Annotated in this window: 12 protein-coding genes and 1 pseudogene; 8 read left to right on the top strand and 5 right to left on the bottom strand. The window is 39.5% G+C overall.

Annotated elements, in window-relative coordinates:
• Nucleotides 1-94 precede the first annotated feature (94 nt).
• The 4 genes and pseudogenes from U8D43_RS19060 to U8D43_RS19045 all read left to right on the top strand — a co-directional run bounded on the left by U8D43_RS19060 (nucleotide 95) and on the right by U8D43_RS19045 (nucleotide 4,126).
• Nucleotides 95-885 (top strand): annotated as a pseudogene (locus U8D43_RS19060) (SDR family NAD(P)-dependent oxidoreductase).
• A 50-nt stretch (nucleotides 886-935) separates the two neighbouring features.
• Nucleotides 936-1,088, top strand: a complete 153-nt coding sequence (locus tag U8D43_RS19055; RefSeq protein WP_335872751.1) for a hypothetical protein — start codon at nucleotides 936-938, stop codon at nucleotides 1,086-1,088.
• A 227-nt stretch (nucleotides 1,089-1,315) separates the two neighbouring features.
• The gene (locus U8D43_RS19050; RefSeq protein ID WP_335872750.1) at nucleotides 1,316-2,083 is read left to right on the top strand and encodes a MerR family transcriptional regulator; all 768 of its coding nucleotides are present in this window, start codon (nucleotides 1,316-1,318) and stop codon (nucleotides 2,081-2,083) included.
• 576 nt (nucleotides 2,084-2,659) lie between these two features.
• Entirely contained in the window at nucleotides 2,660-4,126 is a 1,467-nt protein-coding gene (locus U8D43_RS19045) for a protein adenylyltransferase SelO (RefSeq protein ID WP_335872749.1), read from the top strand.
• Nucleotides 4,127-4,242: 116 nt separating this feature from the next.
• On the opposite strand, the gene U8D43_RS19040 is transcribed toward U8D43_RS19045, so the two are convergent.
• Complete coding sequence (locus U8D43_RS19040) at nucleotides 4,243-5,205, bottom strand: nucleoside hydrolase (RefSeq protein WP_335872764.1); 963 nt, start codon at nucleotides 5,203-5,205, stop codon at nucleotides 4,243-4,245.
• 392 nt (nucleotides 5,206-5,597) lie between these two features.
• On the opposite strand from U8D43_RS19040, the gene U8D43_RS19035 reads away from it, so the two are divergent.
• The 3 genes from U8D43_RS19035 to U8D43_RS19025 all read left to right on the top strand — a co-directional run bounded on the left by U8D43_RS19035 (nucleotide 5,598) and on the right by U8D43_RS19025 (nucleotide 10,110).
• Nucleotides 5,598-6,977, top strand: coding sequence for a sigma-54 interaction domain-containing protein (locus U8D43_RS19035; protein WP_335872748.1), 1,380 nt, complete (start codon nucleotides 5,598-5,600; stop codon nucleotides 6,975-6,977).
• Nucleotides 6,978-7,046: 69 nt separating this feature from the next.
• Complete coding sequence (locus U8D43_RS19030) at nucleotides 7,047-8,444, top strand: YjiH family protein (RefSeq protein WP_335872747.1); 1,398 nt, start codon at nucleotides 7,047-7,049, stop codon at nucleotides 8,442-8,444.
• 307 nt (nucleotides 8,445-8,751) lie between these two features.
• Complete coding sequence (locus U8D43_RS19025; protein ID WP_335872746.1) at nucleotides 8,752-10,110, top strand: aspartate aminotransferase family protein; 1,359 nt, start codon at nucleotides 8,752-8,754, stop codon at nucleotides 10,108-10,110.
• A 301-nt stretch (nucleotides 10,111-10,411) separates the two neighbouring features.
• On the opposite strand, the gene U8D43_RS19020 is transcribed toward U8D43_RS19025, so the two are convergent.
• The 4 genes from U8D43_RS19020 to U8D43_RS19005 all read right to left on the bottom strand — a co-directional run bounded on the left by U8D43_RS19020 (nucleotide 10,412) and on the right by U8D43_RS19005 (nucleotide 12,004).
• On the bottom strand, nucleotides 10,412-10,612 hold the full coding sequence (locus U8D43_RS19020; RefSeq protein WP_335872745.1) for a hypothetical protein: 201 nt from the start codon (nucleotides 10,610-10,612) through the stop codon (nucleotides 10,412-10,414).
• Between the two features lie 9 nt (nucleotides 10,613-10,621).
• Complete coding sequence (locus tag U8D43_RS19015; RefSeq protein ID WP_335872744.1) at nucleotides 10,622-11,029, bottom strand: Type 1 glutamine amidotransferase-like domain-containing protein; 408 nt, start codon at nucleotides 11,027-11,029, stop codon at nucleotides 10,622-10,624.
• Nucleotides 11,030-11,661: 632 nt separating this feature from the next.
• Nucleotides 11,662-11,796: a transposase domain-containing protein gene (locus U8D43_RS19010; protein ID WP_335872763.1), complete on the bottom strand. Its 135-nt coding sequence runs from the start codon at nucleotides 11,794-11,796 to the stop codon at nucleotides 11,662-11,664.
• A gap of 46 nt (nucleotides 11,797-11,842) precedes the next feature.
• Nucleotides 11,843-12,004, bottom strand: a complete 162-nt coding sequence (locus U8D43_RS19005) for an IS66 family transposase (protein ID WP_442893637.1) — start codon at nucleotides 12,002-12,004, stop codon at nucleotides 11,843-11,845.
• 1,382 nt (nucleotides 12,005-13,386) lie between these two features.
• On the opposite strand from U8D43_RS19005, the gene U8D43_RS19000 reads away from it, so the two are divergent.
• A partial coding sequence (locus U8D43_RS19000) for an IS1380 family transposase (protein ID WP_335872743.1) occupies nucleotides 13,387-14,214 on the top strand: 828 nt, incomplete at its 3' end.

Below are 14,214 nucleotides of genomic sequence, written 5' to 3'. Positions count from 1 at the left end.
AAAGAAGATCAAATTGAGCATAATAATTGTGCTTATTTATCAACCAAGATAGAATACACCACGGGTACAAAATTTCAGAAAAGCGGTGATGAACTTGGATTTACAATTAAAAGGAAAACTTGTGTTAATAACGGGTTCTACGCAAGGAATCGGAAAGCAAATCGCAAAAACCTTTCTTGAAGAGGGTGCACGCGTTGTAATCAATGGAAGAACACAAGATAAGTTAAATCATGTGGTCACCGAATTAAGTAGTATAGGGGAAATTCATGGCATTGCGGCTGACGTATCGAATGCAAAAGGAGCCGATCACCTTATTTCACAAGTGGATGCGATCGGAGAACTCGATGTATTAGTAAACAATACCGCGGTTTTTGAGGTAAAGAAAATCGAGGACGTAACTGATGAAGAATGGTTGAATTATTTTCAAGTAAATATCATGAGTGCGGTGCGTTTGTCTCGTCATTACTTACCAAAAATGTTGGAGCGAAACACTGGCCGCATTTTAAACATTTCAAGTGAAGCAGCGGTTAAGCCGCTTGCTGAAATGATCCCATATTCAACAACGAAAGGAGCCATTAACTCCTTAACGCGTGGGTTAGCAGAACGAACAAAAGGAACAAAGGTGACAGTCAATTCTATCCTGCCGGGTCCAACATGGACAGAAGGGGTAGAGGGATTCATGAAAGGGGCAGCTGAAAACGCTGGCGAAGACCTAGAATCCTTTACAAAAAATTATTTCAAAAACAACGAACCGACTTCGCTTCTCAGCGCTTCGGTACAGTTGAAGAGGTGGCAAGTATTGCGGTATATCTTGCTTCGCCAAAAGCAGCTGCGATTAATGGCAGTGCCCAACGAGTTGAAGGCGGGATTATTCGCACAATTTAATATTCTGAGAAAAAATCAAGAGTGCTTCTGGTGGGGAGCACTCTTTCTTGATGGAGAGAGAATGTGGTTTGTTTTTGTTGGCTGTTGTCACAAAAATTGTGGATATTCGAATTAGCCCTCAATTCGTGATGAAGTATGGTTTCGGTCTTCTTTTCGCATCATTATTAACCGAAATGAGGAAAGAAAAGAGCCGTGTAGATTGAGGATTTCACGTCGAGATTTCGCCAGTTTCTTTACAATTTTTCGATCTCTACACATGGTACCTTAGGGAAGGGAAGAGACTGTGGCAAATAAAGATGGAAAAAAAGTCAGCTACGAGAAAAATGAATAAATTGCTTTGAGGATTCTAATTGGGCAATATTTTTTAAAATTTCCTATTTACATTCACGCAACGTCAAGGTGTAAAGTGAAGTTGTCAGGAGGTGACGTCATGGAATATACCGTAAAAAAGCTTGGGCAGTTAGCAGGAGTTAGTACACGAACGCTTCGATATTATGATGAAATTGGTCTTCTAAAGCCGGCTAGAGCCAATTCTTCAGGGTATCGAATTTATGGAGAAACAGAAGTCGATCGATTACAACATATTCTTTTTTACAAAGAACTGGGTGTGGGCTTAGAGCAAATTGGTGATATTCTCAATGATCCCACCTTTGACGCAACTGAGGCACTAAAAGAGCACTGGGAGCAATTGGTAGTCAAGCGCAAGCAGCTGGATTTACTGATTGCCAACGTAGAGAAAACGATTGAAGTAAAAGAAGGGAGAACGAAAAAAATGTCTAGTAAAGAGAAATTTGAAGGCTTCAAAAAGCAGCTGATTGATGAGAACGAACAGAAGTATGGAAAAGAAGTGCGTGAGAAATATGGTGACGAAAAGGTCAATCAAACAAACGCGAAAATGCAAAACATGAGTGAAGAACAATACGAACGAGCGACAAAACTTGGAGAAAAGATTCATGAAACGCTTGCAGAGGCGATGAAAACGGGTGATCCAGCGAGTGATCTTGCCCAAAAAGCAGCTGATATGCATAAGCAATGGATTATGTTTTACTGGTCTGAATATAGTAAAGAAGCTCATGCCAGACTCGGTGATATGTATGTAGCAGATGAACGATTCAAAGCTTTCTACGACAAAAACCAGGATGGTGTAGCTGAGTTTTTGCGTGATGCACTTCAGATTTATACGGGGATGAAGAAGTAAGAATAAGAGTGGTGGCATCTGCCATCACTCTTATTCTGTTCCTGCCTCAACACCGACATCGTAGTTCCTTATCGGAATAGCAGCAGTTCAAACATAGATCGAGCGTTTTATATTAATGAAGGTTTCCGTTTTTCCTTGTTGAATAGAAGATTTTGTGGCTATCTTTCGCTTCAATTAAGATGGTTCAAGAAATTAGGACACTGAATTTTGCATTCATATCCTTGAGGGTACATTCCGTTTAGTTGGAATGTATGTTATTTTTAAAAATTGTCTCTTGTCTTACCATTTCCTATCCATGGATGCTAGTGTATTTAATAGTCATCGGATTCATTTATCTTTGCTTTTATTTCCTCTCAATCAATTGAAAAAGAAGCAATGGAACTGATGGGAATTAAGGGAAATAAATGGCTACATATAGCATTAATCAACGGTTAAACAGCCTATTTTTCGGGTAGAGAAATCAGTTGAGGATAAGATGAAGGTAAAAGTAAAAACTAGAGAAGGTACATAAACTTTGCATGTAAGGACGTTGTTCGTTTTAATAGAAGATAAGACAAAGGAAAGAAAGGGGATTCGATGAAAAATACAAACAAAGCAGGGTGGAAATTCGATCATAGTTACAGCCGGCTACCCGAATCGTTTTATTCCAAAACGACCCCAAACCCTGTGACTTCACCGGAGCTAGTAGTCCTCAATGAACCAGTAGCAAAGATGTTAGGTTTGGACGTCAAATTTCTACGAAGTGAAGAGGGCATAAATGTTTTCGCCGGCAATAAATTACCAGAAGGTGCATTCCCTCTTGCCCAAGCCTACGCTGGCCATCAATTTGGTCATATTAATATGCTTGGAGACGGCCGAGCGGTACTGTTAGGTGAGCAAGTTACGACAAATAATAAGCGCATGGATATTCAATTGAAAGGATCAGGCCGAACACCTTACTCTCGTGGTGGAGACGGTCGAGCGTCACTAGGACCGATGCTTCGAGAATTCATTATAAGTGAAGGAATGCATGCACTAGGTATTCCGACGACTCGAAGTTTAGCCGTGGTCAGCACTGGAGAGTTCATTCGGCGGGAAACAGCACTACCAGGAGCTGTCTTAACTCGCGTAGCCTCCAGTCATCTTCGCGTCGGAACGTTTCAATTTGTGGCTCAGTCTGGAAGTGTTGAAGAGCTAAAAAAACTGGCTGATTATGCCCTGAAACGTCATTTTTCAGGTTTTGAAGAAGCGGAAAATCGTTATTTATTTTTGCTTCAAGAAGTGATCAAGCGACAGGCAAATTTAATCGCAAAATGGCAATTGGTCGGGTTTATTCACGGAGTGATGAATACGGACAATATGACGATTAGCGGAGAGACGATCGATTATGGTCCGTGCGCATTTATGGACAGCTATGACCAAGGAACGGTATTCAGTTCAATCGATAGGGAAGGGCGCTATGCGTATGGAAATCAGCCTTATATTGGGGCGTGGAATATCGCGCGGTTTGCCGAGACGTTAATACCGTTACTACATTCTGAACAAGAGAAGGCTGTGGAGATTGCCCAGCAAGAACTTTCAGGATATACCGATTTGTATAAAAGGCAATGGGTGAATGGAATGAGAACTAAGCTGGGGATTTTCAATGAGGAGTCAGAGGATCAAACGTTAATTGAAGATCTTTTGAAAATAATGCAGCAACAAGAAGCAGACTTCACCAACACATTCCGTGCGTTTACTCAGGATCAACTCGATAATACCGCACTAATAAAAGCGACAGCGTTTGTTAAATGGCAGCAACGTTGGCAAGAACGACTATCAAGACAATCGCAATCAAAACACGCTTCACAACAATTAATGATGAAAAACAATCCTATCGTCGTGCCGCGGAACCATCGGGTAGAAGAAGCTTTAACAGCTGCCGTCGAGGACCGTGACTTCGGCGTCATGGAAAAACTGCTTGATGTGCTTTCCAAACCCTATGAATATTCGCCTGAAAAGGAGAAATATTGCTCTGCGCCTCCTTCATCAAGCATACCTTACCAAACATATTGTGGAACATAAAAAAAGTGCCTGTATTCATCAGAATTGGATGAACTGCAGGCACTTTTTTTGAGTAATATGGGAAATAAGAGAACTGTAATTCTGTAACATAAGCAAGAAAACGATCACCAATCTTCCTAGTATTTCCTCATATCTATTCCCGTCATCACGCTCATAAATTCAAAGTAAAAGTCCTCATAAGCAAAATCAATCGCAATTTTATGGGTGGGTCGGTCATCAAAAACTTCTTTTTGAATGGAAGAGCGAAAATCCCCCACACTTTGTCCCTTTGTCACTTCAGAAGTACTAATCACAACCGCGGATTCGTAAAAAGTAAACATGTCTTTATTGGTGATCGCCAAAAGAGTCAGTGCATCATGCACGGGACTTCCTTCAATCTTGGGGTACATTTTGCTGTAAAATTCATTGTAATAAAAGTCAAGTAGTGGTTTGACTAAGGGTGAGAATCTTTGTTCATGAATGAAATTGGCCATTTCTGGGGTCACGATCGCTTTCATCGTCACATCTAGCGGGAAGAGGTGTACGTTATGACCGTATTTCATGATAATATTTGCCGCAATAGGATCGCCGTAAAAATTCGCTTCGGCAACTGGCGACACATTTCCTGGAACTAAAAAGGCACCACCCATTAAGTAAAAGGCTTCAATATTTTTTAATGATTTTGGCGCAAGTAAGGCGAGGGTTGCTAAGGAGGTCAATCTGCCCGTATTGACGATGGTTAGATTGGGGGTTGATTGAATGAGGTTGATGACCTCAAAAAAATTTTCTAATGTCGCGCTCGAATCCGCTGATGGTTCAATCGGGCCGAGACCATGTGAACCGTGAATATTAGGGAAATAGTCAGGTTGGAGACTAGTCATTGGAACTTCAGCTCCCCCGATCACTTTAATATGCAAGGAATTCAGCTGGTCAAGTACGTAACGAACATTTCTCGTCGTCTTTACCTTATCGACATTCCCATAATCCGCAACAATTCCAACTAACTCGATCTCTTCTTTCAAATGAGCGTAGATGAGTGCAATTGTGTCATCAATCCCAACATCCCCGAAAAATAGCACCTTTTTCCTCACCCGCGCCAACTCCTTCATAGGTTTCTCATTACATATTATACTTTCCTAAGATAGAGTGTATGTTGTCCTTTGGAAATTACATCCAAGTCACTAGATATAGGATAAAGGACCTTTTCGTGCAGTGAAGTGCAAGGAAATGAAGAGGATGAGAGCAAATGATATCTGTAAATCAAATGATTTCGATTTACAGATGGTGCAAGATCTCAACAAGATGATATTGGTTTTCTACTTTTACTAAATAACCAGAGAAATAATAGATATTCAAAAACAAATAAATTATTCAAATTTGTATAATAATTAAGAATTATTTGATATAACTAGAGATAGAGGGATTTTGAAGAGACAATTATTCATTATTGAATAATTTAATAGATGTTTTCTGAAAAAAAGGGAGTGGGAGTATGCTGAGCGAAAAAAAAGTATGGAATGAAAATGAAGCGATTTTACATTCACTTCAAGAAGATATTTTGGTAACGAATACAGACGGTATCATCTTAAAGGTTAGTGAAGCGACCGGTAGTATTTACAATGTGAAATCTAGTGATTTAATCGGAAAATCCGTATATGACTTGGAGAGAGAGGGGGTTTTCACCCCACTTGTTACCCCGATGGTAATTAAAGAAAAGAAGAAAATCACGTTTGTTCAAACGACAATGGAAGGAAAAAAATTACTGGTGACCGGAATTCCGGTTTTTAATCATAATAATAAATTAGTGCGAATCGTTAGTTACTCTCATGATGTTACCGAATTGTTAACGATGCAAAAATACTTAACCGATATGGAAGCTGAGATGGAAAAAGTGAAATCAGAGCTAGAGATTCTCAGAAACAAGAACGTCTATCATGAGGGCATCATTGCCAACTGTGAAGAAATGAAAAAACTACTTCAAATGGCTTTGCAAGTGGCTGAAGTAGACGTCAATGTCCTCTTGTTAGGGGAATCAGGCGTAGGGAAATCTCATATTGCGAAATACATCCATAAGAAGAGTCCGAGAAAGAACGGTCCCTTTATTGAGGTGAATTGTGGCGCGATCTTGGATACATTGTTTGAATCCGAGTTTTTTGGGTATGAAACGGGTTCTTTTACGGGGGCAAATAAAAATGGGAAGCTCGGATTGGTCGATTTGGCCGATGGAGGTACGTTGTTTTTAGATGAAATTGGAGAGTTGTCTTTAGCGAATCAAGTGAAAATATTAAAATTCATTCAAGAAAAGCAGTTTTACCGAGTAGGTGGAACGAAACTTCATACTGTTGATTTTCGTATTCTCGCAGCTACGAATCGAGATTTAGAAAAGGCGGTGGAGGATAAGACATTTCGGGAAGATTTATTCTTCCGGTTAAACGTGGTGCCATTGACGATTCCGCCTCTTCGGCATCGTCAAGCAGACATTCTCCCACTGATTCATCATTTTTTAACGCATTTTTCTGAGAAATATGATCGGAAGCGGAGCTTAGATGAGAGTGTGATTCACCAATTACTTCTGCAGGAATGGAAGGGAAATGTCCGCGAACTGATCAATCTGATTGAGCGATTAGTGGTCACGTCTTCTAGCCCTTTGATTACGTCTGAAAATTTGCCAGGTCGTTATCAAACCGCAATTTCAGATGTATCAAACTTGAGCCACAACACCCGTCCTTTAAAAGAAATTCTCGAAAGGGTAGAAAAAGAAGTTCTGGTTATGTCGAGAAAACGTTTGAAAACGACCGTAAACATCGCAAAAGAGCTTGGCATAAGCCAACCTTCTGTCGTTAGAAAACTGAAAAAATATAAAATCACTTAAAAGTTGGCACAGTTCTTGCATGTATAAAGAGAGGGGAAAGGTTTTAAATGAAAACATAGGGGGAGTTTGATGGAAGCGAGAAAGCAAAGTGTAGATGTAACGAGCTTACCAGGAGAATTGCAAACGAAGGTGGAAGCATGGGGTGTGTTAAAATTTGCGATTCCATCTCTGATAGGGGTGCTATTATTTCTAATGCCCGTCACGTACCAAGGAAATGTCACAATTGGAGTAGGGATCTTTGCCTCGTATTTCCAGGACCTGTTCAGTGATTGGATTCCAGGGTTTATGACAACGATTTTATCTTTATCAGTGATACTTGCTGTATACACAAAACTATTTAAACCAGCATTTGTGATGAAATCGAGCTTTTTATCCGGATTGTTTAATATCGGAGCGTTTTGGATTGTGGTTCGATTCATTGGAGCGGTATTTGCCATTATGACAATGAGCAAAATCGGACCAGAATGGATTATCTCGGATTTTACCGGTGGAACTGTTTTGTATGCATTGGTTCCCGTCTTGATGATGTGGTTTCTCTTTGCCGGATTGTTAATGCCGCTATTACTTGATTTTGGCTTAATGGATTTTATCGGAACCATGCTACAAAAAATTATGAAGCCTTTGTTTAAATTACCCGGACGATCATCGATTGATGCTATGGCATCTTGGATGGGGAGCGGGACGGTAGGCGTTCTCATTACCACGAAGCAATTTGAAGAAGGGTACTATACAAAACGAGAAGCAGCGGTCATTGCGACAAACTTCTCGGTTGCTTCCATTGCTTTTAGTCTTGTAATTGTGACATTTATAGGGTTGGAGTCAATGTTCGTTCCATTGTATTCCACCGTAGTTGTAGCTGGATTGGTCGCAGCCGTTCTTTGTCCACGCATTCCACCCTTGTCAAGAAAAGAAGACACATATGATGAACAAGTTGGCATGCAAATTTCAGAATCAGTGCCAGAAGATAAGTCGCGCTTGCAATGGGGCTTAGAAAAAGCTGTGGAGAAAGCGTCTGATGTGAAAAGTGCTGGAGAAGTGGTAAAAAAAGGGGTTAACAATGTACTAGATATTTATTTTGGATTGATTCCTTTGGTGATGGCTCTTGGGACAATTGCCTTAATCGTAGCCGAGTACACGCCAATTTTCACTTATTTATCCTACCCTATGGTTCCATTATTGAATGTGCTACAAATTCCGGAAGCAACTGAAGCGGCACCTGCGATGATCGTTGGTTTTGCGGATATGTTCTTGCCTGCGGTGGTTGGAAGTGGAATTGAAAGTGAACTTACACGCTTTGTGATTGCCGCTATGTCATTAACGCAATTAATCTATATGTCCGAAATTGGTATTTTGTTGTTGAAATCAAAAATTCCATTGAGTGTGCTCGATTTATTCTTAATCTTTATCCAACGGACGATCATTACCTTACCAATCGTAGCATTAATGGCTCACTTCTTATTCTTTTAATCTCTTATCTCAAAACTTAATTTACGAGAAAAAGCAAATGAAAATGGTAGTTTAATAGACTAATTTTTAGGTTCAAAAGCTAAAGGATTATGGCAATCTTTTAGGCTCATCTAGTATCTTTTGTGGCAGAAGCATTGAAAAATGAATGAAAATCCTCATTTATTCTTTCACAGGGTTTCTAAAGCAATGAAATAATCTCTGGAGTCTATCTTTATTGGAATTGATAGACTAATGCGAAAAGCTTCAATTTTTGCGAAAGCAGCTTTCTTTTTATAATTCTTGAAAAATGAATGTGAGGGTTTATTATATGGAAAAAAACAATTGGGATCACCTCCTAAAAAATATGCCAAACCGTTTAGCGCCAAGTATGGCGAAAGATCATCCGAATTTACCTGTTGTAAAAGAAGAGGGTTGCTACTACTACGGCGTCGATGGAAAACGATATCTGGACTTCACTTCAGGCATTGCGGTGACGAATATTGGTCATCGTCATCCCAAGGTCGTACAAGCGATAAAAGATGCAGCGGATGGCTTAATGCACGGGCCTTCTGGTGTGATTATGTATGAATCGATTCTACGGCTTGCGGATGAACTTGCGGAAATTTTGCCAGGAGACCTTGACTGCTTTTTCTTTGCGAATAGTGGAACAGAAGCGATCGAAGGCGCATTAAAATTAGCAAAACATGTGACGAAACGAGCCTATGTCGTGTCGTTTACGGGTTGTTTTCACGGACGGTCATTAGGAGCATTAGGTGTAACAACGTCCAAAAGCAAGTACCGAAAATTCTTGCAGCCATCCGGATTAACTTATCAAATACCGTACGCCAATGAAATAGATTGTCCTGCAGGCGTAGATACAGAAGCCTATGTGATATCAAAACTAGAAAAAGATTTTGCTAGTTTATTTAATCATCAAGTGACACCTGAAGAAGTTGCCTGTGTCATTTTAGAGCCTGTTCTCGGCGAAGGCGGTTATATCGTCCCTCCAAAAGGGTGGTTGAAAAAGGTGCGCGAAATTTGCGATCGACACGATATTCTCCTTATTTTTGATGAAGTGCAAACCGGCTTTGGACGAACAGGGGAATGGTTTGCGGCGCAATCCTTTGATGTGACGCCTGATATTATGGCGATTGCCAAAGGAATTGCGTCGGGATTACCGCTAAGTGCCACAGTTGCATCTAGCGAATTAATGAAACAATGGCCACTTGGTAGTCACGGAACCACGTTTGGCGGAAATCCGATTGCTTGCAACGTCGCACTCGCCACACTGGAAGTCATGAAAGAAGAAAAATTACTAGAAAACGCTAAGAAAATGGGACAGTATGCTGTTACGAAGCTAGAACGAATCAAAGCACAACACCCAGTGATTGGAAGTATTAGAGCGATAGGCTTAATGATCGGCATCGAAATTATTGATCCGGCAACAGGTGAGCCAAACGGAAAAGCGTTATTAGACATATTGGATCGAGCGCTTTTAAAAGGAGTCCTTTTCTATCTTTGTGGAAATAACGGGGAAGTCATTCGAATGATTCCGCCGTTAACGATTTCAAAGGAACAGATTGATGAAGGGTTAAGGATGCTGGACGAAGCGCTCTATGAATATGAGGCGACGTTGGCAGAGACAGAAGATACCACGTCCCAAAGACGGCGATCTCTAAAGGGGTAAATGATGATATTATTTTGGGTTCAGGCCATCTCTGGTAATCTGCAGGAGTCTTTTTTAGAGGGTGTATAGTGGGAAACTTAGCATAAAACTCTTCTATAATATGCAAGGAAAAGAGGGACAAAGGAGATGTCCCTCTGCATATACTGGATAGAGAAATATATTTCTACTATTTTGAAGGCTCTGTTAAAGATTGAAGAGGAAATTTATTAAAAAAACTCCCATATCATTGGGAGTTTTTTGGCGTTATTTTTTAATTGAACTAACACATCTTTTAAGTTGAATAAGGAGTGATAACTTTACCCTATATTTTCTTTATTTCTTCTATGGAAATGAAAACTCTATTAATAGGTGTAATTACATCCCTGTCCCAAAACAAGGCACACTCATTTGGGATAGCATATATACCGCTTTGGTCTGATAAAGGGAGTAACTCTTCATCAATCGCTCCATCATAATGAACTTCTACACTAAAATCTACTAAATCTAACCCTTTTATTACCAATTTTTCAGCTTAATCCTCATCTTTTGTAATGATACAGTCATTACAAAAAGCTAATGCACTTGCACCTACCAATAACCAAGGAAAATCTTTAAGGACTTGGATTAATTTCTTTTCTATCAACCTTTCTAGCCACTTTTCTGGTCTTCCTCCAGAAAAATAAAGCACATCATGTTCTTTATTTTCATATTGCATTTCTTGATTTGTAAGTCCGTAGTCGAGAAATCTAATAGGATCTACACCAATACCGGCAAAAGATTTTTTTGCAGAATTAAACCAACTATCAAGTCTGGATTCATCTGTCGCAAAAGGAATTATTAATATTTTACTATCTAACCCGACGTATTTTGTTAAATAATTCATTAGATCATCAAGTTCTCCAGCTAAAGGGTTTCCGCCCCCGATAAAACAAAGTCTCATAAACTTTCTCCCTATTTTGTGTTTTCTATATAGTAGCTTATTTTTTATTTACGTGCCAATTAGTCGAAAAAGAAATAATGTTTATACCGTGAAATTTGATATTTTTTCAGTATATATGTTACTACTCTTGGAATTGAATTTCCTTTTATTATCCACTCGTTCATTGTGACTTCATTTCGCTGATGGGTACAATTAAACAGGACCACGTCCCAAAGAAAGTCGTTTCTAAAGGGATAAATTCAAAGTGGGAGAGGATATAATTCTTCTGATGAGGGCAATCTCAAGCAATCAGCAGGAGTCTCTTGGGTGGATAAATAGAGGGAAACTATAACATTAAACATTTCGATTACGAGTATGGGAAAGAGGCACAAAGAAAAGTACCCCTCATCTTTTTACACTCCATGGAATACATTGCTTGTATTGTTTAGAATTTTGAATGAAATTATGGCGGTGTTGATGAGGGTAGCACCTGTAAACCACATTTGGTTGTAGGCTGGTGCACTCATCTTTATCGGATTCAAGTGTTTTTTCATCCCTTTTGATTCGTCAAGAACAGACTTTGGTGTTGAGCCAATATTTTCAGCCAAATATTTAGTTCACTTCTTTCGGAACTCTACAAATCAAGGGGAGACTCATTGACCTAGGTAAGACTTTATCAATTTCTTGTTTTTGATTAGATCAATATTAGGTAGGGCTTCAAACAAATAATGAAGATAATGATAAGGGCTCAACCCGTTCTCTTTTGCTGTATCAACCACACCACACATCCTTGCACTGCGACGCATTGTAAACGAAAACATCCAATTTTGGCTTTTATATACTCAAGAAAATACTTCCCCCAAGGACAAATGGCTTACTCGAGCGTTCACTTCTATTATTATCAATTCCTAAATAACCGTCTATTAAAAACGCTTCGAGACCATTCCAATGGTTTAAATAATAGGTGAATGCTTTTACTAGAGTGCTTTTAGGCAGAGCTCGATCTTTCTGTTCATGGAATAGAGTTGGTTACAGAAGTGTAAACCTGAGCTTGTCTTCCCCGCTTTTTTTCTGTAAATCTGGTAAAGCCTTTAACGATTTACCAATTTTACGTCTTGGATGCGTCCAACATTCCATACATCTAGTACTTGACGGAAGTCACTATATCCATCAACTTGTAAAAAACCTTGAAACCCCGTTAAAAAACATATCCGATGTTCCCACTATACTAACAGTTGGCGATTAGAATAGTTTAGGGTGATTTAGATGAACTATAAATAATTTAAATGAGTATGCCGTTAGCTCAGAAAGACTCACTGTTTCAGTTGATATAAGATTCTCTTCCTGACTTGCAATATCGTTGAACTTTCAATTTCAAACTAGGTTATAGATTTCCGCTCCAGGCACTCGCTTTCCGCGGGGCAGGCGGTGAGCCTCCATGGAAGGTTCCGTTCCAGTGGGTACGGAACCCGGGTGCCGTTCCAGTAGGTACGGAACCCGGGTGCCGTTCCAGTAGGTACGGCACCTGGGTCTCACCTGTCCCGCTAATCCCGCAGGACATTGAAAGAGGATCTAGAATTCACATCGCACGAAGGAAATGACACGTCATTTTCGAGGAGTCGAGTGCCTTCCGCTCCAATTTTTTAAGTATACAAATTAGTAAAGGCTTATATAAGGTCCTAGTTCTCGTAGATTTTCATTCGCATTAAGTCCATAGGTTGAAAGAAATAGACTATCCATCTGTCTCTTAAAGGGGGGATGTACAATCAAAGTTTTACTTCTTTCAATTCATATTCAGAAGGATCATACTTTCCTTTCTCACAAGTAACTCAAACCTATCTTACTTGAGTCTTGGTAACATTGTCAGCAGTATCTATCAAAATAACGAATCGCTTCCTGAAGTAAATCATAGAAATAATTGAATTTGTCTTCTTTTTTGAACAAAGTTAATCCAATTGGAGTCATGTACCATTTCTGTGAAAGATGGTGCAGCTATCGGATTTCCATTACGATTCCAAGTGTGACTTGATAAGAGTTTTTTAGCTGTGCTAACGGATTCACTACAAGTTCGATAAAATGAAAAACTTTTATTAAAGCGATTAAATAAACTTGTTCATAGTAAACTTCTTCAAGTACTAGACTAGCACTGCTTTCGTCAACAATCTGGACATCTATTTGGACATCCTTACAAAATTCTGAGCAAAAGGGATACTCATTATAATTTATCCTGAATTATTCATAGAATTTTTAATAATAGCTACAAACGCATAGCTAACAGGCTTTCTTTTAGATCATACATGCATGAAATAAATGAAAAAAGAATCCGTTTCTGATAGGGTATAAGTACGACCAAATAACCAACAGAAAGGATTCTTTTCATGGCTACTTTACCCCAAATATCACTTAATTTCAACCCTCGGATTAAACTCTCTGATCAAGGAGGTTCTCTTTCCTCGGACACTGGTGAACTTCTTATAAGAGAATTTGATGAAAAAATAGGCTTCTCCAAAACAGTGGCTCACCATCTAAAACTAAAGGACAACAGAAGATACTATGTCCATTCGAATGAACAGTTGCTTCGTCAAAAGATGCATCAATTGATCGCAGGGTATTTTCAAGATGACGCTGCGGATCACTTGACGACCGATCCTGTTTTTACACAAATCATTGGTACAGATGCTTTGGCTTCTCAACCTAGCTTGTCTCGTTTTTTCAGGCGTTTTGATGCCAAATCCACCGAACAATTAAATCAAGCGAACCAAGAGCTTCTTGACAAAATTCATCGATTCCGAGAGTCCAAATCACTCCTAATTGATTTGGATTCTACTCATTCCGATACCTATGGAAATCAAGAGTCTTCAGCTTACAATGCTCACTATGGGACGATTGGTTTCCATCCATTAGTCGCTTTTGATGGGGGTACTGGTGATTTTTTGAAAGCCAAGCTAAGACCAGGGAACGTTTATACTTCTAATGGGGTTGTGGAATTTATCCAACCTCTTATTGAACATTACAACAAAAAGTTCCCAGAGACGACACCATTTCTTCGTGGGGATAGTGGATTTGCGGTTCCAGCCCTGTATGAGTTGTGCGAAAAAGAATCCGTTTTCTACGTAATTCGACTCAAATCTAATGCAAACCTACAAAAAATAGCCAATGAACTCCACCCATCTACAAGCCCTTCTAATGCAATGGAGACGGAATGT

The organism is Bacillus sp. 2205SS5-2 (assembly GCF_037024155.1).
GTDB lineage: Bacteria > Bacillota > Bacilli > Bacillales > Bacillaceae_K > Bacillus_CI.
This window is presented reverse-complemented; position numbering and strand designations above follow the sequence as displayed.

Bases quoted from the DNA above. Each gene is read 5' to 3' on its own strand.
- U8D43_RS19055 (WP_335872751.1), top strand. From the start codon at position 936: ATGGAGAGAGAATGTGGTTTGTTTTTGTTGGCTGTTGTCACAAAAATT.
- U8D43_RS19050 (WP_335872750.1), top strand. From the start codon at position 1,316: ATGGAATATACCGTAAAAAAGCTTGGGCAGTTAGCAGGAGTTAGTACA.
- U8D43_RS19045 (WP_335872749.1), top strand. From the start codon at position 2,660: ATGAAAAATACAAACAAAGCAGGGTGGAAATTCGATCATAGTTACAGC.
- U8D43_RS19035 (WP_335872748.1), top strand. From the start codon at position 5,598: ATGCTGAGCGAAAAAAAAGTATGGAATGAAAATGAAGCGATTTTACAT.
- U8D43_RS19030 (WP_335872747.1), top strand. From the start codon at position 7,047: ATGGAAGCGAGAAAGCAAAGTGTAGATGTAACGAGCTTACCAGGAGAA.
- U8D43_RS19025 (WP_335872746.1), top strand. From the start codon at position 8,752: ATGGAAAAAAACAATTGGGATCACCTCCTAAAAAATATGCCAAACCGT.
- U8D43_RS19015 (WP_335872744.1), bottom strand. From the start codon at position 11,029: ATGAGACTTTGTTTTATCGGGGGCGGAAACCCTTTAGCTGGAGAACTT.
- U8D43_RS19010 (WP_335872763.1), bottom strand. From the start codon at position 11,796: ATGTGTGGTGTGGTTGATACAGCAAAAGAGAACGGGTTGAGCCCTTAT.